Source organism: Amycolatopsis sp. NPDC050768 (assembly GCF_040654155.1).
In the GTDB taxonomy this organism is placed as follows: domain Bacteria; phylum Actinomycetota; class Actinomycetes; order Mycobacteriales; family Pseudonocardiaceae; genus Amycolatopsis.
Genome location: NZ_JBFAHL010000001.1, coordinates 1,195,485 through 1,217,919 on the forward strand (window position 1 = coordinate 1,195,485; position 22,435 = coordinate 1,217,919).

General features: G+C 71.0%; 18 protein-coding genes and 1 tRNA gene. 7 read left to right on the top strand and 12 right to left on the bottom strand.

The features are described 5' to 3' along the window. Positions 1-24: 24 nt before the first annotated feature. The gene (locus tag AB0H62_RS06120; protein WP_360584405.1) at positions 25-1,635 is read right to left on the bottom strand and encodes a sigma-70 family RNA polymerase sigma factor; all 1,611 of its coding nucleotides are present in this window, start codon (positions 1,633-1,635) and stop codon (positions 25-27) included. 219 nt (positions 1,636-1,854) lie between these two features. Between AB0H62_RS06120 and AB0H62_RS06125 the strand changes: the two genes are divergently transcribed. Together AB0H62_RS06125 and AB0H62_RS06130 are read left to right on the top strand one after the other, a co-directional pair. Next, positions 1,855-1,927: transfer RNA gene (locus AB0H62_RS06125), tRNA-Gly, on the top strand. A 1,147-nt stretch (positions 1,928-3,074) separates the two neighbouring features. Further along, positions 3,075-4,547: a phosphocholine-specific phospholipase C gene (locus AB0H62_RS06130; protein ID WP_220245530.1), complete on the top strand. Its 1,473-nt coding sequence runs from the start codon at positions 3,075-3,077 to the stop codon at positions 4,545-4,547. Positions 4,548-4,636: 89 nt separating this feature from the next. Here AB0H62_RS06130 and AB0H62_RS06135 read toward each other — a convergent pair whose 3' ends face one another. The 4 genes from AB0H62_RS06135 to AB0H62_RS06150 form a co-directional block, all read right to left on the bottom strand. Then, positions 4,637-5,038 carry an immunity 7 family protein gene (locus AB0H62_RS06135; RefSeq protein ID WP_220245529.1) on the bottom strand — a complete coding sequence of 134 codons (402 nt, stop codon included), beginning with the start codon at positions 5,036-5,038 and terminating at the stop codon, positions 4,637-4,639. A gap of 85 nt (positions 5,039-5,123) precedes the next feature. Next, the gene (locus AB0H62_RS06140; RefSeq protein ID WP_360584408.1) at positions 5,124-5,633 is read right to left on the bottom strand and encodes a DUF2716 domain-containing protein; all 510 of its coding nucleotides are present in this window, start codon (positions 5,631-5,633) and stop codon (positions 5,124-5,126) included. Between the two features lie 213 nt (positions 5,634-5,846). Then, the gene (locus tag AB0H62_RS06145) at positions 5,847-6,452 is read right to left on the bottom strand and encodes a hypothetical protein (protein ID WP_360584410.1); all 606 of its coding nucleotides are present in this window, start codon (positions 6,450-6,452) and stop codon (positions 5,847-5,849) included. 111 nt (positions 6,453-6,563) lie between these two features. Beyond that, positions 6,564-6,863 (bottom strand): hypothetical protein, encoded by a 300-nt coding sequence (locus AB0H62_RS06150; RefSeq protein ID WP_360584412.1) that lies wholly within the window; start codon positions 6,861-6,863, stop codon positions 6,564-6,566. A 114-nt stretch (positions 6,864-6,977) separates the two neighbouring features. On the opposite strand from AB0H62_RS06150, the gene AB0H62_RS06155 reads away from it, so the two are divergent. From AB0H62_RS06155 to AB0H62_RS06165, 3 genes are all read left to right on the top strand, one after another. Further along, a complete protein-coding gene (locus AB0H62_RS06155; protein ID WP_360584414.1) occupies positions 6,978-8,288 on the top strand; it encodes a hypothetical protein in 1,311 nt (436 codons plus the stop codon). 135 nt (positions 8,289-8,423) lie between these two features. Beyond that, a complete protein-coding gene (locus AB0H62_RS06160) occupies positions 8,424-9,626 on the top strand; it encodes a hypothetical protein (protein WP_360584416.1) in 1,203 nt (400 codons plus the stop codon). Then, positions 9,619-13,317: an FkbM family methyltransferase gene (locus AB0H62_RS06165; protein WP_360584418.1), complete on the top strand. Its 3,699-nt coding sequence runs from the start codon at positions 9,619-9,621 to the stop codon at positions 13,315-13,317. The genes AB0H62_RS06160 and AB0H62_RS06165 overlap by 8 nt, the downstream gene beginning before the upstream one ends. A 7-nt stretch (positions 13,318-13,324) precedes the next feature. On the opposite strand, the gene AB0H62_RS06170 is transcribed toward AB0H62_RS06165, so the two are convergent. After that, entirely contained in the window at positions 13,325-14,476 is a 1,152-nt protein-coding gene (locus AB0H62_RS06170; RefSeq protein WP_360584420.1) for a hypothetical protein, read from the bottom strand. 191 nt (positions 14,477-14,667) lie between these two features. Here AB0H62_RS06170 and AB0H62_RS06175 point away from each other — a divergent pair, with 191 nt between their 5' ends. Next, positions 14,668-16,245, top strand: coding sequence for an acyltransferase (locus AB0H62_RS06175; protein ID WP_360584422.1), 1,578 nt, complete (start codon positions 14,668-14,670; stop codon positions 16,243-16,245). Between the two features lie 77 nt (positions 16,246-16,322). On the opposite strand, the gene AB0H62_RS06180 is transcribed toward AB0H62_RS06175, so the two are convergent. The 3 genes from AB0H62_RS06180 to AB0H62_RS06190 form a co-directional block, all read right to left on the bottom strand. Further along, positions 16,323-16,991: a response regulator transcription factor gene (locus AB0H62_RS06180; protein WP_220245520.1), complete on the bottom strand. Its 669-nt coding sequence runs from the start codon at positions 16,989-16,991 to the stop codon at positions 16,323-16,325. Then, a complete protein-coding gene (locus tag AB0H62_RS06185) occupies positions 16,991-18,118 on the bottom strand; it encodes a sensor histidine kinase (RefSeq protein WP_360584424.1) in 1,128 nt (375 codons plus the stop codon). Before AB0H62_RS06185 ends, AB0H62_RS06180 begins: the two co-directional genes overlap by 1 nt. 76 nt (positions 18,119-18,194) lie before the next feature. After that, positions 18,195-19,028 (bottom strand): helix-turn-helix transcriptional regulator, encoded by an 834-nt coding sequence (locus AB0H62_RS06190; RefSeq protein WP_220245518.1) that lies wholly within the window; start codon positions 19,026-19,028, stop codon positions 18,195-18,197. Positions 19,029-19,130: 102 nt separating this feature from the next. Here AB0H62_RS06190 and AB0H62_RS06195 point away from each other — a divergent pair, with 102 nt between their 5' ends. Next, the gene (locus AB0H62_RS06195; RefSeq protein WP_360584426.1) at positions 19,131-20,561 is read left to right on the top strand and encodes an MFS transporter; all 1,431 of its coding nucleotides are present in this window, start codon (positions 19,131-19,133) and stop codon (positions 20,559-20,561) included. Positions 20,562-20,565: 4 nt separating this feature from the next. Here the strand turns inward: AB0H62_RS06195 and AB0H62_RS06200 are convergent, their stop codons facing one another. The 3 genes from AB0H62_RS06200 to AB0H62_RS06210 are packed head-to-tail and all read right to left on the bottom strand — an operon-like array spanning position 20,566 to position 22,412. Continuing rightward, positions 20,566-20,961, bottom strand: a complete 396-nt coding sequence (locus tag AB0H62_RS06200) for a hypothetical protein (protein WP_360584428.1) — start codon at positions 20,959-20,961, stop codon at positions 20,566-20,568. Positions 20,962-21,013: 52 nt separating this feature from the next. Beyond that, positions 21,014-21,901 (bottom strand): VOC family protein, encoded by an 888-nt coding sequence (locus AB0H62_RS06205; RefSeq protein ID WP_360584430.1) that lies wholly within the window; start codon positions 21,899-21,901, stop codon positions 21,014-21,016. Beyond that, a complete protein-coding gene (locus AB0H62_RS06210) occupies positions 21,894-22,412 on the bottom strand; it encodes a sigma-70 family RNA polymerase sigma factor (protein WP_220245514.1) in 519 nt (172 codons plus the stop codon). Before AB0H62_RS06210 ends, AB0H62_RS06205 begins: the two co-directional genes overlap by 8 nt. Between the last annotated feature and the right edge of the window lie 23 nt (positions 22,413-22,435).

The following is a 22,435-nucleotide window of genomic DNA, read 5'->3' on the forward strand; positions in this document are numbered from 1 at the left end:
CGAGGTTTGCCCGGTTTCCGCTGCTCAGGGAGCCGACGGAGAATCGGAATCGGCCGAACCGGTGACATCCGACGGGGTCACGTCTCCCGAGTCTTGGGAAGTCGGATCCGTTTCGGACCGGGTCTCGGACTGCGTGGACTTGGTCGGAGCGGACTTCGAGGACGATTCGGGCTTCTCCGGGACGGTGTCGCCCGGCGTCGGCGTGGTCGTGACCGTCGGCGGGAGGTAGGTCTCGGGCGGAGGCACGTACGTGAACGTCGGCGGCGGCACGAACGACGGCGGGTACGAGGTCCTCGTGGTGCTGAAGGGGCCGTCGATCGTCGGGTCGTCGCACGGGGCGCCCGACGTGAGGTCCGGGTCGGTGTCGGCGCGCGAGTCCGTGGAGGCGGTGGTGTCCGTGGAGTTCTGGCTCGACATCGGGGAATGCGACCGGCTGCCGACGGGGAGGTCGACGCGGGCCGAACCGTCGGACGACTGCCCGGCGCCAGGCCCGGCCGGGAGCTTGGGCACGTCGTTGGTACCCAGGTGCGAGCCGACGGTGTGGGCCGACGGGTGCTGCGGGCGCGCGGCACCGTGCAACTGCCCGGTCGCCACGCGCGGCCCGTGCTGCACCTGCGGAGGCGGCTGCTGAGCCGGCGGTGCGGGCGGCTGCAACGCCAACTCCGGCGCGCCACCCTGGAGGCCGACGTCCTGCACCGGGTGCGAACCCAACACGAGCGGACCGGTCGTGAACCCGGCGACGCCCGCGGCGGCCGTCGACGCGAGCGCGAGGCCCACCTTCACCTTCGAGCCGAACAGCACGCTCTTCACGGTGGTGACAACCCCCGTCACCCCGGCCGCCTTGCCGATGCCCACCAGCGCGGGCACCGCGACCACGATCACCTCGGCGTGCGCGCGCAGCGACGAACAGACGTCGCGCAGCTCGTCCTGGGTCGCGCGGCAGGAAGCGCACCCCAGCAGGTGCGCCTTGATCCGCTCCGCCTCGGCGCCCGTGACGCTGCCCGCTGTGAAGCCGCCCATCTTCTCGACGACCGAACGACACGTCCCCGGCCCGCGGTTCACCGAAAGGTGCGCCTGCAGGTACGCCGCCCGCAGCCCCTGGCGCGCGCGGCGGGCGAGCGCCGCCGTCGCGTTGGCCGAAAGCCCGAAGTGCGGCGCGACCATCGCGGGCTGCTCGCCCTCGACCTCGGTCTGCCACAACACCGTGCGCCAGCGCTCGGGCAGGCTCGTGAACGCCCTGGTGATCAGCGTGTGCTCGGCGGTGCGCGCGTTGGTGTCGGCGCCCGCGCCGGCGCGGAACGTCAGCTCGTCGTCGGTCACCGGCACGTCGCGGCGCGCCCCGTGCCACTCCCACGACACCCGGCGGGCGACGGTCAGGAGATACGCGCGGACATAGTCACGCGGGCCCGCGCCGCGCCGCAGCGCCTGCAGGACCCGGAAGAACGTCTCGGCCGTGATGTCCTCGGCCTCGGAACTGTCGGACGCAAGGCTCTGCGCCAATCTCCGCACGGCCGCCGCGTGGAGCTCGAACAGCTCCCCGAACGCGGCATCTTCCCCATTGCGGAGCCGCTGAAGAAGTGCCTTCTCGTCGGATTCCGAGGCCGCTGGTGGCGGCGCCGTGCCCAGCTCGGTCATCCGGCAAGGCACCTCCTCCCCCGAAGGACTCACCACTCGGTCGAATGGGGACACCATACGGAGCGAAAAGCCCGTCGTCACCCCTTGTACGCCCGATGTGACAACGAAGCACCGAGTCGAAGCACGTCACAGACCGGACTCGGACAAGGTGGACCCCCCGAAAGTGGCTCTCATCCCTCGGTATAGAGTTACGACAACACCGAGCAACAAGCGGTCAACGCGGATGTAGCGCAGCTGGTAGCGCATCACCTTGCCAAGGTGAGGGTCGCGGGTTCGAATCCCGTCATCCGCTCGGTCCAGGGGCCACTCTGCTCGCGGAAAGCGCGAGCCGGGTGGCCCTCGCCATATCTCCCGGGGGCCGAGCCCCCGGACCCCCACGGTGCCATCGGTGACCATTCCTGCATGGTTGAGGTGGGGGAGCTACTGCGCGGGGCGCAGTGCTCGTGGTGGGACAGATGCGTTGTTGAGTGGCGGGTGAGCCCGCGCTGCGCGGCCGAGTTGAGTGGTGAGGCAGCTGCGTTGGCGAGTGGCGGGTGAGCCGTTGTTCTCGGGTGAGTTGGTCGGTGAGAGAACCGCGGTGCTGAGGTGCGGGTGAGCCCGCGCTGCGCGGGCGAACCCTTCCGGTGAGAGAACCGCGGTGGTGCGGTGCCGGTGAGGCGTGCTGCGCGGCTGAGTTGAGCGGCGAGACAGCTGCGTTGATGTGGTGCGGGTGAGCCGGCGCTGCGCGGCCGCGGTGAGTGGTGAGACGAGATCAGCGGCCAGTTGCGGGGTGATCGTTGTTCGCGCGGCCGAGGTGGGTGGTCCGGCTAGCTGCGTTGGTGAGATGCGGGCGAGGCGCGCTGCGCGGCCGGGGTTTCCCGGTGAGAGAACCGCGTTGGTGAGGTAAGGGCGACGGCTTCTGGCGGAGTGGGCTCAGCGGGCGGCGGGCAGGCGCGCGGGCTGAGCGCAGTGGCCGAGCGATCTCCTGACCGGCGGCGACTGCCATCTCGCCAAGCGCAGGTGGCGGCGCTGCGGCGGGCGCACCCAGGCCCCTCCCTGCATCTCGATCCGCAGCTCCCACACGGGCTGGATCGGCTTGTCAAGGCACGCTTTCCCGCCTTGACAAGGTGAGCCAGACCGTCGTGACAATCGATGATCGGGGTGCGTCCAGCGGCACCCGCAAATCGCCCAGGCAGGTGAGCCGACTCCGGCAGGGCGAGGCCCGAGTGCGCAGCCGAGGAGCGCGCCGAAGGCAAGCGGAGGGTTAGGGGCGGGCTAGCGGGAGGCAAGGCAGCGCGGAGGGGCGAGGGGAACCGCCGGGTGGCCTAATGCGTTTACCAGCGGGAACGGGGCGGTTCGGGGGTTGTTGGGTAGTTCGGAAGTTGTTTTCATCATGTGTTAGTCACTCGTTCTGAGATAACCACCTTTTTGGGTGACGGCGTGGCTGCAGGGTGTCAGCCATGACCGAACTGACTCGTCGCCGTCTTCTCGGATCCACCGCCGGGGCTGCCGCCGCCGCTGCCGCGGCCACGCTCCTTCCGCCCAGCGTGCAGAAGGCGCTCGCGCAGGGAGCGCCCAAGCACGGCTCGATCAAGGACATCGAGCACGTCGTGCTGCTGATGCAGGAAAACCGGTCGTTCGACCACTACTTCGGCACCATGCGCGGCGTTCGCGGGTTCGGCGACCCGCACGCCCAGAAGCTGCCGAACGGCAAGTCCGTGTTCTACCAGCCCGACGCCGAGAACCCCGCCGGCTACGCGCTGCCGTTCCACCTCGACACGCACGCCACCAACGCCCAGAAGATCCCCTCCACCTCCCACGCCTGGCAGGTCCAGCACGACGCCCTCAACGGCGGCAAGATGGACAGCTGGCTCCCGGCGCACCGCAAGGCCGACGGCAAGAACGGCCCGTACGTGATGGGCTACCACACGCGCGCCGACCTGCCGTTCCAGTTCGCGCTCGCCGAGTCGTTCACCGTGTGCGACTCCTACTTCTGCTCGGTGCTCGGCCCGACGTGGCCCAACCGCATGATGTGGATGACCGGCACCGTCGACCCCGACGGCGTCAACGGCGGCCCCATCCTCGAAAACACCGCCCCCACCGGCGGCTACACCTGGACCACGTACGCGGAGCGCCTCCAGGCCGCGGGCGTGAGCTGGAAGGTCTACGAGCAGAGCGACACCTACGGCTGCAACATGCTCGAGAACTTCGCCAACTTCAAGAACGCGCCGGCCGACTCGCCGCTCGCCGTCAACGGCCTGACCCACCGCCCCGAGGGCCAGTTCGAGTACGACGCGCGCAACGACAAGCTGCCCACCGTCTCGTGGATCATCTGCACCTCGACAGCTTCGGAGCACCCGAACTACACGCCCGCCGAGGGCGCGGCGTTCGTCGCCTCGAAGATCGACGCCATCGCGTCCAACCCGGACGTGTGGGCCAAGACCGTGTTCATCCTCAACTACGACGAGAACGACGGCCTCTTCGACCACGTCGTCCCGCCGATCCCGCCCGCCGGCACCCCGCACGAGTTCGTGAACGGCACCTCCCACGGCGGCACCAAGGGCAACGGCCTCCCGGTCGGCGCGGGCTACCGCGTGCCGGCGATCGTGATCTCGCCCTGGACCGCGGGTGGCTGGGTGTGCAGCGAGCCGTTCGACCACACGTCGACGCTGCAGTTCCTCGAGCAGGTCACCGGCGTGAAGGAGACGAACATCTCCGACTGGCGCCGCAAGACCTTCGGTGACATGACCTCGGCGTTCCGCTTCAACGACCACAAGGCGCAGCCGCCGACGCTGCCCGACACCTCGGGCCCGCTCACGCTCTCACGCTATGAGGCAGCGAACCTGCCCGCCCCGGTGTTCCCGGGCACGGACCAGAAGCCGCCGCACCAGGAGCCGGGCAGCCGCCCGCAGACGCCGAACCACCACCACTGACGGCGTCCGACCAAGAACGCCCTCCCGCGGGCAGAAAAAGCGAACGGCCCCTTCGCGCCACAAGCGCGAAGGGGCCGTTCGTGCGTTTTCTACAGCTCGTACACGTCCAGCACGGTCGGGGCGACCGGCGTGAGGTGCTCGTCGCGGAACTCGGTCACGAGGCCGCGCGCCATACGGAACACGCGGAATTCGTTGTCGTGGTCGGGATCCTGGTCGTCCCAGACGTGCAGCAGCCCGTACGAGCCGGGCGCCAGCTCACCGACGCGCGTGAACGTCTCCAGCAGCTCGGGCGCGATCGCGCCGCCGTGCTTGTCGAGGCCGCCGAGGTGCAGCATCGGCATGCCCGCGCTCCAGCGGAGGTCGACGAGGTCCAGTGTGCCGGCGTCGCGCACGGCTCGGTGGACGCGATCGACCAGGCGCTCCAGCAGAGCAGCGTCGTCGTCGCCGCTCGTGGTCGCCGCGATGGTCACCCAGCCGTGGTATTCGTACACGTCGCGAACGGTAGCAGCGCCACAAGCTGCGCCGATGCGCCGGTCGGCCCGCCGCGACGGGCGGTTCCCCAGGCGGGACGGGCGGTCAGCGCGCCAAGGCGCTGGGGCGGCCGTCGCGGCGCAGGACCTTGGTCAGCACGCCCTGTCCGTACTTCTCCACGGCGGGCATCAGCCGATCACCGAACGCGCACAACGTGCGTTCCCACGGGTGCCCGAGCGTGCCGAAGCTGAAGTCCTCGGCGAGGAACAGGTGGTAGTCGCCGCGCGGGAACACGGGCACGGGCCACGCCGCGCCCTCGGGCATGCGGTGCGGCCAGAACTTGAACGACTGGTGCTGCCAGTGCAGCACCCACAACCACTCGTCCTCGCGCACGCTCTCCTTCAGCGCCGTCAGCACGATCCGCGCGACGTCGGGCTCTTCCACCGCGTACGGCCCGAGCCGGAACTCCGCCGACGCGCGGTCGAAATCACCCGCCGACAGATCCCACGTACGCGACGGCGCGGGCTCGCGGAAGCCGGGCCAGTCGTGCGCGAAGGTGCTCGGCCAGAAGCCGAGCTTGTTGTAGACCCAGTACCAAGCGGGCTCGTCGGCCACTCTTGAGAGTGGCTCCCAGGCTGCTGCGTTCACTTATCGACCTCGAAGTCATCGGCCGGCTCAAACTGTCGAAAGCTTCGTGTCCGGGGGCGAGATTGTCCAGTCCACGGCCGCCCAGTGCCAAATGCGTCACCCGAGTGGGTGTGTCCCGAGGCCGTGACCTGGGGAGCGGTGACCGAGCGCAGCAGGGCCGCCCGGTCACCGATCGTCACCTCACGCAGCGTCCCACAGGGTCATGAAGGCCGACGCCTCGCTGTGCGCCCACGGCCGCAGCCGCTCGCGGTCGCGCGCCGTGAGTGTGAACTCCTTCGCGCGCCGCACGTCGACGACCAGCGCCTCGCCGCCCGGCAGGATGTCGGACAGGCCTTGGGTGAGCAGCCACAGCGCGAGCTGCGCGGCGTCACGCGTGAGCGGTTCCTCCTTGAAGTAGAGCCAAGTCGCGTAGCGCTGACCGTTGCGCTTGCGCAGGCCGAGCTGCGGGCTCAGGCCCACTTCCAGCTCCCCCAGCGGCACGCGCGCCCGGCCGACCTCGATCAGCTTCGGGTCGCGCCGGCCCAGGTAGCGCAGCCACCCCTCGGCGATGGCCGAGTAGTGCGGGCGCGTGCGGTCGTCGGCGTGGTGGACCAGCGAACGCATCGCCACCTCGTCCTGCCGCGCCGCTCGCCCGGCCCGCACCGCGTTGGCCGCCCGCCGGTAGTAGTTGAACGCCGCCCGCGCCGGGTCCTCGTACAGCCGCCGCTGGCGCCGCACGAACGACGACCGCGTGGGACCCGTGCTCGCGCTGTAGCCGACGAACGTGGGCAGGGTGATGTAGGCCATGGGACAGCCGCCTTCCGGTCCGAACTCTTCGCCGATGCCGCCCCGTCACGCGAGCGGCATCTCCCCTGGACACGGCCAATTTTAGAACATGTGTACGACAGTTTTTGGCGCTCAACGGGTGACGGGTGGCCAGTTTCCGGAAAGAAGTTCACGGGCCTGTTGGAGGATCTGGTCCTCGCAGAAGCTGACGGGTGTGACGTCGGTGGGGATCCAGGAGTCGAGCATCGCGATCCACCGCTGGAGGTCACGCAAGGCCTCGGGCGAACCGAGCCGCTCCGACTGTTCACGCACGCTGCGGCTGGCGGCGCCGACCGTCGTCTCACCGCGCACCATCGCGCCCAGCGTTTCGCCGAGCCGTTCCCAACGCGCTGTCGCGGCGTCGGCGGGCACCTCACCGCGGTTCGAGGACATACACCGATCCTACGGACGGCCCTGGACCCTGGACGCCACGCGACTGGCGCGGAATGATCTCGCCGACGAATCGATCACGAGTCGACAAACCGGTACCCCCGCAGGTCCGGGTGCATGAAAAACTACGGCCCCGACCAGTGGCAGAGGATGGCGATGAGCTGGCAGGAAGAGCTTCGGCGGCTGGACTCCGACCTGGCCGCGGGCCGGATCGGGCACGCCGAGCACCGGCACAAGCGCGAGGAGCTGCTCGCGGAGGCCTCAGGCGGGGGCGCGGCCTCGCCGGTGGCGTCGCCGCTACGGGCGGGCGCGGGTGAGATCCCGGCCCAGGTCACGGAGCCGAGCCCGGCCGCGGGGACATGGAACGCCGAGCCGGTGTCGTGGGACCAGCCCCAGCAGGGCTGGGCGCCGACCACTCCGAATACGCCGAACACATGGGCCAGCGCCAACCCGGCGATCCAGCAGCAGCCCCAGCAGCAGCAACCCCAGCCCCAGCCGGTCTGGCACCCCGTCCCGCAGCAGGTCACCGAGCCCGTGCCCGCGGAGCCGCAGCCAGACAAGCAGGACAAGAAGAAGGCCAAGCCGCAGCGGCCGCCCCGGTCGTCGCTGACCCGGAAGCCGCGGTGGAGCCCGAAGGACGGCGAGCCGTCGTTCGCGACCGCGCCGAGCCCGGCCGACACGAACCCGACCGGCTACCTGCCCGTCACCGGCGACACGGCTGACCTGGGGCGGCAGCAGACGCCCGAGCTGCGCCGCCTCTGGGAGGAAGCGCCGCCGCGGAAGAAGAAGCCGACGTGGCTGTTCCTGTCGCTGGGGGTGCTGGTCGTGCTGGCGCTGGTCGTCGGCGGGATCTGGTACATCGGCAACCGGCCGAACCAGAGCGACAACGCGGACACCGTCTCGCCGCCACCGATCCCCTCGGCCACCGGCGGCCAGGACCCGTCGGCCTCGCTGGAGGACAAGCTGCCCGCGCTGGCGGGCACGCCGAACCCCGACAACTCGACGATGTCGCTCGACAAGGCCGTACAGCTGAAGGTCGTGTCGCAGGCCGACGCGGACCTGATGAAGACCGCCACCGCGACCGAGCTCGTCTACCACGCATACGCCGACACCACGCACACCGACAACGGCACGATCCTGCTCGCCGTGCCAACGCCGTCGCCCGCGCAGGCCGCGCAGCTCGTGAAGGGCCTGAAGCAGAACCTCACGGCCGGCGGCTTCGACAGCACACCGCTCGGACCCGCGCCGACGGACCTGCTCTACTCCGGCAGCAGCCCGGCCGGGCGCGTCCTCGCGTTCTGGTACACATCCGGTCCGGTGGCGATCGGCATCGGCGTGTCGCAGCCGCTCACCGACGACGCGGTGGTGCTCCGGTCGCGGATCGAACAGATCCGCACGAAGGTCGCGGCGGCCCTGCCCGCCCGCTGACGCGAGCCCCGGCCACGGAAGTCGACCCGCGGGGTCGCGCGGGGTCACAGCCGTGCACAATGTCCACGTCGTCACACACATCGGGTCGCGGTGGCGCACTGATCGTCGCCATGCCGACAGATAAGGGGGGCCCTGGTGTCCTGGCAGGAGGAGCTGCGGCGGCTGGACGAGGAGCTCGCGTCAGGGCGGCTGTCCGCGGACGACTACCGGATCCGGCGCGACCAGGTGCTGTCCTCGGCCGTCGGCCAGCAGGACCAACCGGCGCCGCAGCAGGCCGCGCCGAGCGCGGACTCGACGCAGATCATCACGCCGGTCAGCCCGCCGCAGGGCATGCCCCAGCAGCCCCAGCAACAGCCCCCGCAGCAGCAGCAACAGCCCCCGGCCGCGCCGCAGCAGCCCGCCGGTGACCCGAGCGCGGAGCGCACGCAGGCCGTGCAGTCCTGGCAGATGCAGCAGCACGCCGACCCCGCGCGCACCGAGTACGTGCAGCCCCAGCAGCAGCCGCCGCAGGCGCAGTACTCCCCGCCCGGTGGGTTCCAGCAGCCGGCCTCCCCGGCCGGCGGCTTCCCGCAGCAGCAGCCGTGGAACGCGCCTGAGGGCGACCAGAGCCCGCCGTGGGGCGGCGGCGAACTGCCTCCGCTCGGCCCGTCGGGCAATGACTCCTTCCGCCAGGGTCCCGAATTCTTCGCCGAGAAGCCCAAGTCGGGCAACGGCAAGAAGGTCGGCGCGATCGTCGGCGCCGTGGTCGTGCTGGCCGCGATCGCCTTCGGCGCCTACTGGCTCTGGGGCCGGGACAGCGGGGGCGGCAACGAGCAGCCCACCGCCCAGCCGACGCAGCAGGCGCCCTCCAGCGCGCCGAAGCCGCCGGACCCCCTGGCCGTCGCGAACATGCCGGGCAAGGCCGAGACCCACGACGACATCACGTCGTTCAGCGAGGTCAACAGCCTGTCCTACCTGAACCCCGACGAGCTCGAGGCCTACCAGGCCGCCGGCGCGAGCAAGGCGAAGTTCGTGGTCTACCACCTCGACAACGGTGACCAGATCACGCTGCTGCTGACCCAGGCATCGAGCCCGACCGCGGCGGCGACCGCGGCCGACAAGCTCATGCAGATCCAGGTCACCAACGGCGCCAAGCGCGACACCGCCGCGCCCGACGGCGTCTTCGCGACCACGATCGACAAGAAGGACGGCCAGTCCGCCCAGGAGCGCGGCCACTACGCGCACGGCAACGTGATCGTCCGCATCGACGTCTCCGGCAAGGGAGACCTGTCGACGGTGAAGGCGGACTTCTCCTCCGCACTGAACCAGCAGCTCACCACCCTGCCTGCCGATGCCTGAGCGCGGCAGCACCGGAGCCACGGCCTGCACGATCGTCGCGCGGAACTACGTTCCCGCGGCGCGCGTGCTGGCCCGGTCCTACCTCGCGCAGCACCCGGGCGGCCGCTTCGTGATCGCGGTGATCGACGCGCCGCGCGACGAGGTGACCGAGCTCGAAGACGGCACGCAGGTCGTCGGCCCCGCCGCGTTCGGCATCGACGAGGCCGACTACCTGCGGATGGCCACGGCGTACTCGGTCACCGAGCTCGCCACGTCGGCCAAGCCGTATCTGCTGCGCGAGCTGCTGAAGACGTCCGAGGTCGCGATGTACATCGACCCGGACATCGAGCTGTTCGCCCCCATCCCTGAGGTCACGGAGCTGGCCCGCGAGCACGACATCGTGCTCGCGCCGCACTTCCTGACCCCGCTGCCGCAGGACGGCCTCGAGCCGGACGACGCCGTGATCATGGGCACCGGCATGTTCAACCTCGGCTTCATCGGCGTCGGCCAGGGCGCGGGCGCGTTCCTTGACTTCTGGGCCGGGCGCCTGCGCCACGACGCGATCGTGGCGCCCGAGCAGCAGCTGTTCACCGACCAGCGGTGGGTGGACCAGGTGCCCTCGCTGTTCCGCAACCACGTGGTCACCGACCCGGGTTTCGACGTCGCCTACTGGAACCTCCACGAGCGCCCGATCGCGCGCGAGGCCAACGGCACGTACACCGCGGGCGGCGCGAAGCTGCGCTTCTTCCACTTCAGCGGCTACCGGCCGGAGAAGCCGTGGCTGCTGAGCTTCCACTGCGCGCGCAAGCCGCGCGTGCTGCTGTCGCACAGCGACGACCTGCGGGCCATCTGCGACTCGTACGGCGCGAAGCTGCGGGAAGCCGGCTACGCCGAGACGCTCGACTCGATCCCCTACGGCTTCAAGAACTTCCGCGACGGCACCGAGGTGCCGAAGCTCGCCCGCCGCGTGTTCCGCGAGGGCTGGATCAAGGCCGAGCGCAAGAACAAGCCCGCGCCGCCGCACGCGTACGGCGAGGACGGCGGCCAGGCGCTGCGCGAGTGGCTCGCCACGCCCGAGGACCAGGCGCAGGCCGCTGCCGGGCTGAACCGGCTGACGCACGCGATCTGGGCGTCGCGCATCGACCTGCAAATGGCGTTCCCGCACCCGTATGGCGCCGACGCCGACAACTTCCGCTTCTGGTGCGCCGGTTCCGGCGTGAGCGAGGCCGGGCTGCCCGAGTGGGCGCTGCCCGGCGAGCGGCTCGCGAGCCACCCGCCGGCCGACGAGTTCGGCGTGAACCTGCTCGGCTACCTCACGGCCGAGCTGGGCCTTGGCGAGATGGGCCGGATCGTGCTCGAGGCCATCGAGACCGGCGGTGTGCCCGTGGCGTCGGTGCTCGAGGAGAAGGCGGTGTCGAACCGCACGGGCATCGAGCGGCCGGCGACGGTCGGCGACCCGCGGTTCCCGCTGAGCGTGCTCGCGGTGAACGCGGACCAGACGCGCGTGATCCTCACCAACCACCCCGAGGTCGGCAACGGCCGCTACCGCATCGGGCTGTGGGCCTGGGAGCTCGAGGACTTCCCCGAGTGGCAGCACGAGGCGTTCGGGATGCTCGACGAGGTGTGGACGGTGAGCGAGTTCTGCCGCCGCGCCATCTCCGCGCACTCGCCGATCCCGGTGAAGACCATCCCGGTGCCGGTGCGCGACCCCGGTGAACCGTCGCCGCCCGCGCGTGAGCAGGGCGAACCGGTGCGGTTCTTGTTCGCGTTCGACTTCAACAGCGTGGCCGAGCGCAAGAACCCGTGGGGTGCCGTCGAGGCGTTCCGCCGCGCGTTCGAAGGCCGCGACGACGTGCGGCTCACCATCAAGGCGATCAACGCGAAGCTGCACCCGAACGCGGCCGAGCGCCTGCGTGCCGCTGTGGTCGGCGACGACCGCATCGAGCTGGTGGAGCGCTACCTGTCGGTGGCCGAGCTGCACGAGCTGTACGAGCGCAGCACCTGCTACGTCTCCCTGCACCGCAGCGAGGGCTTCGGCCTCACCGTCGCCGAAGCGATGGCGCGCGCGATGCCGGTGATCTCCACGAACTACTCCAGCACCACGGAGTTCCTCGACGCGTCGACGGGCTGGCCCGTGCCGTTCCGGCTGGTGCCGGTGGGCAAGGACAACTACCCGTACCACGCCGACGCCGTGTGGGCCGACCCCGATCTCGACGCCGCGGCCGCCGCGATGCGCGCGGTCGCGGACAACCCGGCCGAAGCCGCGAAGCGCGGCCAGGCGGCGCGCGCGTACATCCTGCGCGAGCGCTCGATGGCCACGGCGGCCAAGTGGATGCGCGAGCAGCTGCAGGACGCGTACGGCGTGTGGCAGTCGGGCCGCCACGCCGGCCAGCCGGCGCCGCCGCACCCGATCACGCCGCTGCACGACGCCGCGCAGGCCCTGCACTGGCGACCCGAGGCGGCCGCCCCGTCGCGGCTGCCGCTCGCGCCCGCGCTGCGCAAGGCCGTGCTGCGCGCGATCGACCACTACGACGTCCACCAGCGCAAGGTGATGGGCGCGCTGCTGGCCGGCGCGGAGGAGAGCAACCGGCGGCTGCTGGAGCGCATCGAGGCGCTTGAGCACGGCTTCGCCGACGCGGCCCGGGCCGCCGAAGGCGCGCGGAGCGACAGCCAGACGCTGGGCGAGCGCATGAAGACGCTCGACGACACCGTCGGTGAGCTGCGTCAGCGCGCCCCGGACACCGAGCTGGCGCTGCGCAACCTCGAAGCCGACGTGACGAAGCTGTCCGAGGGCTACGGCGGCTTCGGCGCCGACCTCGAGGCTTCCACGACGTCGGTGCACAAGATGTTCTCCCAGCGCGACGAGCGGCTGGACGCCGACGAGAAGGCCATCCAGCGCGTGACGCTCGACGTGAGCGCCATGCGCGACGCCGCCCGCCTGGCCCACGCCCCGGTGCCGCACGGCGCCGACGTGGTGCCGTGCGACGTCGGCGCGCTGCTCATGCCGGTCGACGAGGTCATGCTGCCGTGGATCGTCTTCCACCGGTCCTGGGAAGACGGCGAGGCCGACCTGATGGCGCGCCTGGCCGAGGGCGCGTTCCTCGACGTCGGCGCCCACGTCGGCTACCACACGCTGCGGCTGCTGCGGGCCACGCCGGACGTCACCGCCGTGGTCGCCGTTGAGGCCGACCCGGTCAACGCGGCTTACCTGCGCCGGAACGTCTCCGTCAACCTGCCCCCGGCGGCCGCCGAGCTGGTCACGGTCGTCGAGTCGGCGGCCTGGGACTCGGCCGGCACCGTGCGCCTCACGCAGGCCACCGAGGGCAACAGCGGCGACAACCGCGTGAGCGCCGAGGGCCCGGGCATCGAGGTGCCCGCCGTGCGGCTCGACTCGCTGCCGGAGGTGACGGCGCGGCGGATCGGCCTCGTGAAGGTCGACCTGCAGGGCCGCGACCACCGCGCGCTCGCCGGGCTCGACGAGGTGCTGCGGCGCGACCGTCCTCACGTGGTCTGCGAGTTCGACCCGGGCGCCATCCGGGAGCTCGGCGACGACCCGGCCGCGGTCCTCGCGGGCTACCGCTCGCTGGGCTACACACCGAAGATCGTCGGCGACTCCGGCCCGGACGAGCGCTCCCTCGACGACGCGGCGCTGATCGCCGCCGCCGAGGGCGACGCGAAGGCGTTCGTGACGTTGTGGCTCGCGCCTGTGTGACCCCCGCTCAGGGGGCCACGTGGGCGATCGCCATGAGGAACGAGCCGTACCACGCGCTGATCGCCGCGCCTGCCGGCAGCAGCACCACGAGGACTCTCGTCGGCAGGCGAGCGAGCACCAGCGCGAGCGGCACCATGAGCACGAACGCGGGCAGCAGGAACCGCGCGCGGGACTGGAAGTAGTTCGACGACCCGAGCGCGATGAGCACGGTCAGCGTGCCGTAGAGCTGCCACGGCAAAGGCAGCTTCGTGCACCACGTCCACACCAGCAGTGCCACGGCCGCGAGCACGATGATCGCTGTGACGCTGGTCCAGCTGGATCCGTTCGCAGTCAGCCCCTCGCGGACTTGGATCCACGTGAAACGACCGAAGTCGAAGTGCATCTGCCAGGCGTTCTGGAGCCAGAACCAACCGTCGGCGCGGCCGGTGCGAAACCCGACGTACGTGAGGTAAGCCAGCAGCCCCAACGGCGCGAGCAGACCTCCGACCCACGGCCGCCAGCCGTCCTGGCGCCGGAAGATCGCGACGATCGCCGCGACGCCCACCGCGGCCACGAGCGCGCCGGCGCTCGCCCGGGTAAGCCCCGCGAAGATGGCGAGCGCGCCCGCGAGCAGCCACTTCCGGCGTGACACGGCGACCAGCGTCCACGCGACGAGGGCCACGAGCAGCGCCTCGGAGTACGCCATGCGCAACGCCGTCGAACCCGGCCCGAGCGACCACAGCACCGCCAGCAGCATCCCCACGCGCGGGCCGGCGAACTCGCGTCCCAGCACGAACAGTCCCCACGCCGCGGCGCAGCCGGCCAGCAGCGACACCGCCAGGGCCGCGGGAAGGGCGGGGGTGCCGACGAACGTCAGCACCGCGATCAGCGCCGGGTACAGCGGGAAGAACACCAGGCTGTTCTCCCCCGGCATGCCGTTCGCCAGGATCGTCGGCACCTGGTCGTAGCCGTGCGTGGCCACCGAGATGAACCAGTTCGCGTCGAACGCGCCCACGAAGCGGCCCGGCGAGACGTCCGCCTTCCAGCTCATCAGCCACAGCACGCCGAAGGCGAGGAGCTGGAAGAGCAGATACAGGCCGACCGCGCTCACGACGGGCCGGGTCCTCGTCCGGAAGGCCGAACGGGACTCGAGATCCGCGTCGAGGGTGGTCGACTGCACTCGCGCGGGACTCCTGAACGGCTCGGGTGAAAAGGGACAAATTCCTACCCGATGGTACCTGCGCGTGGCATCTTCCGAGGCCAGAACGCCGCGGGTGGTTTTTCTCGAATCCCGGGCAATTCCGGGGACTGGTCCGCGGCCCAGGAGCAAGGCGCTACCCTGCTCGGGGGAATCAGCACGAGTAGACGGGGGTGGTCGCGCTGGTTGAGCAGCCACCTGCTGTGCAGAAGAAGACCCGCATCGTCTTCATCGACATCGGCCGTGGCCTCGGCGCCCTGCTCGTGTTCTACAGCCACATCGCCCACCCGTGGGTGATCGCGAAGAATGATTCCGCGCCTTACATCAGCTTCATCGAGGCGCTGACGAGCAATCCGATGCACATGTCCACCCAGGGCATCGGTGAGATCGCCGTGCCGTTCTTCTTCGTGGTCAGCGGTTTCGTCGTCACGCCCATCGCGCTGCGTCAGGGTCAGCGCCGGTTCGCCGTGAACCGGCTGATCCGCGTGTATGCGCCGATGCTGTTCGTGGTGCTGCTCACCGCGTTGATGCTGGTGGTGAGCCTGCACCCGCCGTCGACCGGGCAGTCGCAGGAACTCAACCCGCTCACGATCTTCACCAACACCTTCCTGGTGAACTACCTGATCTACCCGCAGGTGGTGCTGGTGCCGGTGGCGTGGTCGATGATCGTCGAGGTCGTCTTCTACGTGGTGCTGATGGCCGTGCTGCCGCTGCTGCGCCGCTCGGTGTGGCTGGCGATCGCGGTGGAACTCACGTTCATCTTCGTGGTGATGATGAGCCGGTCGCAGCTCGGACCGTCGTGGTCGCTGTTCGCGGTGAACGTGTCCTACCTGCCGGTGATGATCATCGGGCAGACGATCTGGGCCACCACGGCGAAGAAGATCCCGCTGTGGACGGGCGCGCTGTACGGCGCCTGCGCGTGGTCGCTGTACGTGCTGGCGGACATCATCGACGTCGGCCGCGTGGACACGTCCTACAACCTCTCCATGGCGTTCGCCGTGCTGCTGTTCATGCTGGGCATGATGGCGGAGCCGAAGCTCAAGCAGCGGAAGTTCTGGACCGCTGTATCCGAGCGCAGTTACTCGATCTACCTGCTGCACATGCTGGTGTCGTTCGTGCTGCTGCAGCTGCTGCGCCCGGCGGTGCCGCTGCCGATCGCGCTGCTGATCGTGATCCCGGCGGTGTTCGGCGTGGTCGAGGTGTGTTACCGGTGGGTCGAGCGGCCGAGCCACGCGCTGGCTCGCAAGCTCTCGTACCGGCGCGAAAAGCCGGTGCCGATCAAGGTCAACAGCGAGATCACGATCGAGATCCCGAAGGTCGGGGAACGGCCTCGGCACGCGGCTGGTTCGGCGAAGGGGTCGGTGTCCGGGTCGCTGAACGGCAACCTGCCTTCGACGCCGCCCAAGGGCACCCCGAAGCCGCCTCCTCCGAAGACGCCGCCCGGCCCGAAGCCGCCGCCCCCGCCGGCTGACGCGGAGAAGACGGTCATCACCCGGGCCGTCCCGCCTCGCCGGCCGCAGCCCCAACCGCAACCGCAACCGCAGCCGCAACCACAGCCCCGGCCCCCGCTCGCGCAGGAGACGGGCTCCGACCGCACGGCCGAGCCCCGCGCCCGCCACAGCACCCCGCGGCGGCGCCCGTCAGCCCCGCTTGAGCTGCAGCACCAGTCTGACCAGGAAGATCACGGCCAGCGCGGCGACCACGACGATCTCCCACGCCATGGGAGCTCCTTCCGCCGAACACATCGCTGAGTGAGGCGATGCTCTGCCGGTAAGGCGTCCGAACGTGGGACGACGTTCACCGACACGGCGTAACTCACACCTTCGGGCTAGTTGCGTCTCGGCGTCACGAGGCCCGATTCGTATGCCAGGACCACGAGCTGCGCGCGGTCGCGGGCGCCGATCTTCGTCATGATGCGGCTGACGTGGGTGCGCGCCGTGGCGGTGGAGATGACCAGGTGGGCGGCGATTTCGTCGTTGGACAGGCCGCCGGCGACAAGGCCGAGGACCTCGCGTTCGCGGTCGGTGATCTGCTTGACCGCGGCGGTGTCGATGCGGCGGTGCTCGGGGCGGCCGACGAACTCCGAGATCAGCCGGCGCGTCACGGTCGGGGCCAGCAGCGCCTCGCCCGCGGCGACGACGCGCAGCGCGCGCAGCAGCTCCACCGGCTCGGTGTCCTTGAGCAGGAAGCCGCTCGCGCCCGAGCGCAGGGCCTCGTAGACGTACTCATCGACGTCGAAAGTGGTCAGGACCAGCACCTTCACGTCGGCGAGCGCCGGGTCGGCGGTGATCCGGCGGGTGGCTTCGAGGCCGTCGGTGCCGGGCATGCGGACGTCCATCACCACGATGTCCGGCTTGTGCTCGGCCGCGAGCGCCACGGCTTGCGCGCCGTCGCCGGCCTCGCCGACGACGTCGAAGCCGTCTTCCGTCTCCAGCAGCACGCGGAAACCCGCGCGGACCAGGGCTTGGTCGTCGGCCAGTACCACGCTGATCGTCATCATTCCCCCTTCACGGGCAGCTCGGCCCGCACTTCGAAACCGCCCCCGGCGGCACTGACCAGGCCGGCCTGGACCGTGCCGCCGAGGGCGGCAGCGCGCTCGTTCATCCCGCGCAGGCCGTGGCCGGGCGTGGGCGCGGTGGTGGCGCGGCCGTCGTCGCGGACGGTGAGCGTGAGGGCGCCCGGGCGCCGGTCGAGGTGGACGTCCACGTGCTGCGCCCCGTCGGCGTGGCGGACGACGTTGGTGAGCGACTCCTGCAGGATCCGGTAGGTCGCGCCGGCCACGGGCGCGGGCACGTCGCCCGCGTCGCCGTGCAGCCGCACTTCGAGGCCCGCGGACCGCGCGTGGTCGAGCAGCTCGCCCAGCTGCGCAAGGCTCGGCGCGGGCGCCTTGTCCTCGCCCGAACGCAGGACCGCGAGCGTCGCACGCAGGTCGTTGAGCGCCGACGCGCTGGCCGCCTTGATGTTCAGCAGCGCCTCTTTCGCCTGCTCAGGCCGCCGGTCGGCGACGTGGGCGGCGACGCCGGCCTGCACGTTGATCATCGCGAGGCTGTGGGCCACGACGTCGTGCACCTCGCGCGCGATCTGCAGCCGCTCCTGCTCGGCCAGGCGGTGGCGGTGCTCCACGGCCTGCTCGCGCCGCGCCGCCAGCGCCGCGAACTGGTAGCGCACGGCGGTGCCGATGCCGATCACCGCCGCCGGCCACACCACGAACACCCCGGCCGAAGGGGCGATCGCGAACGACCGCGTGGCGATCACGTGCGCCGCGTACCCGGCTACGAGCACGCCGGCGCCGGTCCAGCCCGCGACCACCGGACCCCTTCGCCGGGTGAGCATGAACAACGCGATGGTCGGCACCAGGATGACCGGTCCGTTGGGCTCGCTGGAGGCGTAGAACGCGTACGCCGACGCGGCTGTGACCACGAAAACCGGCAGTGGGTAGCGGTGCACGACCAGCAGCGTCAGCACGGTCGCGACCAGCCACACGGCGCCCGCGGCGCTGAGCAGGTGGGCGCCCGGCTGCCAGCGGCCGGCCGCGCTCGTGGCGCCGAGTGTGAACACGAGCACCACGAAGGTCCGGAACACGCGTCCGAACCACGGGTTCCGCGCCCGCCACCAGTCCTGCATGGTGCAGAAAACTACCGCTCACGGCGCCTTCGCGCGTCCGTCCGGAAGCGGCAGGACGACTACGTCAGGCGTCGTATCAGTCGAACGAGCTCGGCAGCTTCGCGGCGGTCTGCTCGTCGGCCGGCGTGTAGGTGGACACGGTGATCTCGGAGCGGCGACCCGAGTACAGGTAGGTGAAGTTGAACTTCAGCAGCCCGACCTCGGGATGGTCGTAGCACTTGGTGCGGATCGGCTCGGGGTTCACGTCGTGCCGGTTCCACAGCTGCTCGAACAGCGGCGATTCCGCCTTCAGCCGCTTGACCAGCGCTTTCCACGACGGTTCGGCCACGTGCTCGGCCATCGCCGCGCGGAACGACGCGACCACGCGCGGGGTGTTCTGCTCCCAGTCGAGCATCCGGCTGCGCCAGTCCGGGTTGAGCAGGCATTGGACCAGCGTGTTGCGGTCCTCGAACGGGATGGAGTCGACGTCGCCCATCAGCCACGCGTACGCGCGGTTGTAGCCGAGCAGGTCGCAGCGCGCGTTGCGGACCGCGACGGGGAAGGGCTCGAGCTGGGTCATCATCTTGCGCATCGAGGGCGTGATGGCGTTGCACTCGTCGGCGGCCGGCGGTTCGGGCGCTCCGGCGAGGGTGAACAGGTGCGAGTGCTCGTGCGGGTCGAGGCGCAGCGTCCGCGAAATCGCGCCGAGCACCTGCTCTGACGCGTTGATGTCGCGGCCCTGCTCCAGCCACGTGTACCAGGTGACCCCGACTCCGGCGAGCTGCGCGACCTCTTCGCGCCTCAGGCCAGGCGTACGCCGGCGGCCGCCGAGCGGCAGGCCGACCTGCTCGGGCGTGATGCGGGCGCGGCGGCTGCGCAGGAACGCGCCGAGCTCGCCGCGGCGGAGGCGTTCTTCGACAGCGGTGGTCATGGGCCCAGTTCAGCACAGCGCGTTGCCTGGTACCAGGTAGTCCGACTACCAGGATAAGAGCGCACCTGGTACCAGGTTCAAATGCGTCGGAGCGTGGTAGTCATGACGACGACAACCACCGCGCCGGTGCACCCCACCGGCGTGACCGCCAGGCCGGCGCTCACCTCAGCCGGCCTGGTCACCGTGTTGCTGGGGGCGGCACTGCCGGTCATCGACTTCTTCATCGTCAACGTCGCCCTCCCCACCATCGATACCGATCTGCACGCGTCCACCGCGACGTTGGAGCTGGTGGTGGCCGCGTACGGCATCGCCTACGCCGTGCTGCTGGTCCTCGGCGGCCGGCTCGGCGACGCGTTCGGTCGCCGCCGGCTGTTCCTGCTGGGGCTCGCCCTGTTCACGCTGACCTCGTTGGTCTGCGGCCTCGCGCCCAACGCGTTGACGCTGGTGCTCGCCCGCGCCGCGCAAGGGGCAGCGGCGGCGATGCTGCTGCCGCAGGTGCTCTCGATCATCCAGGCCGGCACCACCGGCGAACACCGCTCGCGGGCGCTCGGCTCCTACGGCGCGATGGGCGGCATCGCGACCGTTGTCGGCCAGCTGCTGGGCGGCGCTCTGGTGGCCGCCGACCTGTGGGGCACGAGCTGGCGGCCGATTTTCCTGGTCAACGTGCCGATCGGCCTCATCGGGCTGCTCGTCGCGCGCCGCACGGTGCCCGACAGCCGCGCGGAGAACCCGCTCGGCGTCGACCGCTGGGGCACAGCGCTGCTCGCCGCTTCACTCCTGACGCTGCTCGTGCCGCTGATGGAAGGCTCTGCTCTGGGCTGGCCGTGGTGGACGATCGTGCTGCTGGTGCTGTTCCCGTTCGCGGTGCTGGCCTTCGCCCGCGTCGAGACCCGGCTGGAGGCCCGCGGCGGGATGCCGCTGCTGCCGCCGGCGCTGCTGCGCACGGCCAACGTGCGCCACGGCCTGGTTGTCGCGGTGCCGTTCTTCTGTGGCTTCGGGTCCTTCATGTTCATCTACGCCGTGACCCTGCAGGACGGCCTGCACCTCGGCCCGCTCAGCTCGGGGCTCGTGCTGACGCCGATGGCCGTGGCGTACTTCGTGACGTCGCTGGTCAGCAGCCACCTCGTCGCTCGCTTCGGCCAGAAGGTGGTGCTTGCCGGCGGCCTGATCGCGGCCCTCGGCCTGCTCGTGCTGGCCGGCTCGGCGCTGTGGGCGTGGCCGGACCTCACGCTGTGGGAGCTGGCGCCCGCCATGGTCCTCATCGGGATCGGCAACGGCCTGGCCATGACCACGCTGTTCCGCATCGTCCTGTCCCGGGTGCCCCACGACCTCGCCGGCATCGGCGGCGGCGTGATGACCACGACGCAGCAGACGTCGCTGGCCCTCGGGGTGGCCGTGTTCGGCAGCCTGTTCGCGGGCTTGAGCACGGGCTCGATGGGGTACGAGGGGGCGTTCGTGCTGGTCATGGGGCTGCTGGCCGCAGTGGCGCTGCTTGTGGTGGTGCTGGCGCGGAAGCTGCCGGACCCTCGGTGAAGGCTCAGCCCGGGAGCGACGACCAGCCGCCGCCCCGGGCGAGCAGGGTCCGGACGGCCTCGGCGTGTTCGGCGAAGCCCGCGAGGTCGCCGTGCAGCAACGCCGCGCGTTCGGCGTCCAGCGGTGCCGTGTCGTCGCGCCAGAGTTCGAGGGTCCAGTTGGCGGCGAGGAACATCGAGCGCACGAGGCCGATGATCCCGGCGCTGTCGGGGCCGCCACTGCGGCGGTAGGACTCGAGGATCTCGTTGCACGTCGAGAACAACCCCGTCAGACCGGTGACGGCCTCCGCGGGCGTGCCGTCCCAGTCCGGGCCTGGCCAGGTGCAGGAGCCCAGCTCCAGCCACAGCCGCCAGCCCGCGGTCAGCTCAGCTTCGTTGCACGGAGTCCAGTGCCCGGCCATGGTTCGAGTGTGCGCCCCGGCGGCGAGGGAGCCGCCGGGGTCATGGAGTTTCTCACTCGTGTGGCTGTTCCCAGAGCCAGAACTCGATGCCCTGGTCGTCGACGCAGTCGGCGGTCGTGCCGTACGGGTGGTGCTCGACCTCACCGGCCGTGCCGCCGTGGTCGCGGACGCGGGCGAGGGCCGCTTCGAGGTCGTCCACCGCGTACATCAGCTTCCAGCCGACCTGCCGGCCCGGTCCGCCCCACAGACCGCCCTGGAGGCCGGGGCCTTCGAAGCCCCAGGCGTCCGGCACGGAGCCCGGCGAGAACTGCCAGCCGACCACGCCGCCGTAGAAGGCCTTCGCCACCTCGCCGTCGGGCACCTGGAACGTGAAGTACATGGCTTCGCCGTGACGGGTGGGCTTCGTCGCGTGCTTCGCCGTCTGCCCGGCCTGCGCGACGAGCCAGCGCTGGCCGTACGGGTCCTTGATCGTGCCGCCGAGCCCGTACCCGCGGTCCTCGACCGGGCGCAGCACCTCGCCGCCCAGCTCCACGGCGCGGCGGGCCGACTCGTGGACGTCGGGCACCTCCACGCGGATCAGCGGCCCGCCCTCGGGCGCGACGACGTTGCCCAGCTCGGGGAACTCCTCCGCGAGCATCAGCACGCTGTCGCCGATGGCGAGCTCGGCGTGCCCGACGCGGCCGTCGTCCATCACGATCGGGTCGGATCGCCGCCGCGCGCCGAAGACCTCCACGTAGAAGTCCAGCGCGGCGCGGGCATCGGTGACGACGAGGTACGGCGCGAGCGCGCGCACGGCGGCGTCGGCGGGGGTTTCGGTGGTGGTCATCTCGGCTCCGTTCAGGATGAGGCGCCGCAGGTTGTCCCGCAGCTCCCTGGCGAACGCCGGGTCCGGGTCGACCGGCGTCGGGGGCAGTGCGAGCGCGTCGAACGGCTCAGTCATCGCGGCCCCCTTTCTCCTCGTAGCTGTGGCGGAACGCGGCCTTCGCGCGGGTCAGCAACGCCTCCGTGGCATGCACCGTGCGGCCGAGGCAAGCGGCGACGTCGCCGACCGGCAGGCCGTCGACGTACCGCAGCGTGAGCACGGCCCGGTGGTGCGCGCCGAGCGACTCGAGCACCTGGCGTGCGCGCAACGCGTCGAGCTCGGTGTCCCACGGGTCGTGGGCGTCGGGCTCGTGCACCAGCCGCAGCCCGCGTTCCTCCCGGGCCTTGCGGCGCCAGTGGTCGGCCAGCTTGTGCCGTGCCACCCCGATCAGCCACCCGGTGCTCACCGGCGGCGCACCCCCCTTGCGGCACGCGGCCACGGCCCCCAGGAATGTCTCCGACGTCAGTTCCTCGGCCAGCACGCGGTCGCCGCAGCGCGCGAGCAGGTACCCGTAGACCTCCGGCAGCGCGGACTCGTACAGCCCGAGCAGCGCGAAAGCCGGGTCCGGTCTCACCCGCGGTTCCGTCACACCCACATCGTCGTCCGGGGACC

What these genes read in the sequence shown, in the direction of transcription:
- AB0H62_RS06120 (WP_360584405.1), bottom strand. Translation starts at nt 1,635, where the DNA reads ATGACCGAGCTGGGCACGGCGCCGCCACCAGCGGCCTCGGAATCCGAC.
- AB0H62_RS06130 (WP_220245530.1), top strand. Translation starts at nt 3,075, where the DNA reads ATGACCGAACTGACTCGTCGCCGTCTTCTCGGATCCACCGCCGGGGCT.
- AB0H62_RS06145 (WP_360584410.1), bottom strand. Translation starts at nt 6,452, where the DNA reads ATGGCCTACATCACCCTGCCCACGTTCGTCGGCTACAGCGCGAGCACG.
- AB0H62_RS06150 (WP_360584412.1), bottom strand. Translation starts at nt 6,863, where the DNA reads ATGTCCTCGAACCGCGGTGAGGTGCCCGCCGACGCCGCGACAGCGCGT.
- AB0H62_RS06155 (WP_360584414.1), top strand. Translation starts at nt 6,978, where the DNA reads ATGAAAAACTACGGCCCCGACCAGTGGCAGAGGATGGCGATGAGCTGG.
- AB0H62_RS06165 (WP_360584418.1), top strand. Translation starts at nt 9,619, where the DNA reads ATGCCTGAGCGCGGCAGCACCGGAGCCACGGCCTGCACGATCGTCGCG.
- AB0H62_RS06180 (WP_220245520.1), bottom strand. Translation starts at nt 16,991, where the DNA reads ATGACGATCAGCGTGGTACTGGCCGACGACCAAGCCCTGGTCCGCGCG.
- AB0H62_RS06185 (WP_360584424.1), bottom strand. Translation starts at nt 18,118, where the DNA reads ATGCAGGACTGGTGGCGGGCGCGGAACCCGTGGTTCGGACGCGTGTTC.
- AB0H62_RS06190 (WP_220245518.1), bottom strand. Translation starts at nt 19,028, where the DNA reads ATGACCACCGCTGTCGAAGAACGCCTCCGCCGCGGCGAGCTCGGCGCG.
- AB0H62_RS06195 (WP_360584426.1), top strand. Translation starts at nt 19,131, where the DNA reads ATGACGACGACAACCACCGCGCCGGTGCACCCCACCGGCGTGACCGCC.
- AB0H62_RS06200 (WP_360584428.1), bottom strand. Translation starts at nt 20,961, where the DNA reads ATGGCCGGGCACTGGACTCCGTGCAACGAAGCTGAGCTGACCGCGGGC.
- AB0H62_RS06205 (WP_360584430.1), bottom strand. Translation starts at nt 21,901, where the DNA reads ATGACTGAGCCGTTCGACGCGCTCGCACTGCCCCCGACGCCGGTCGAC.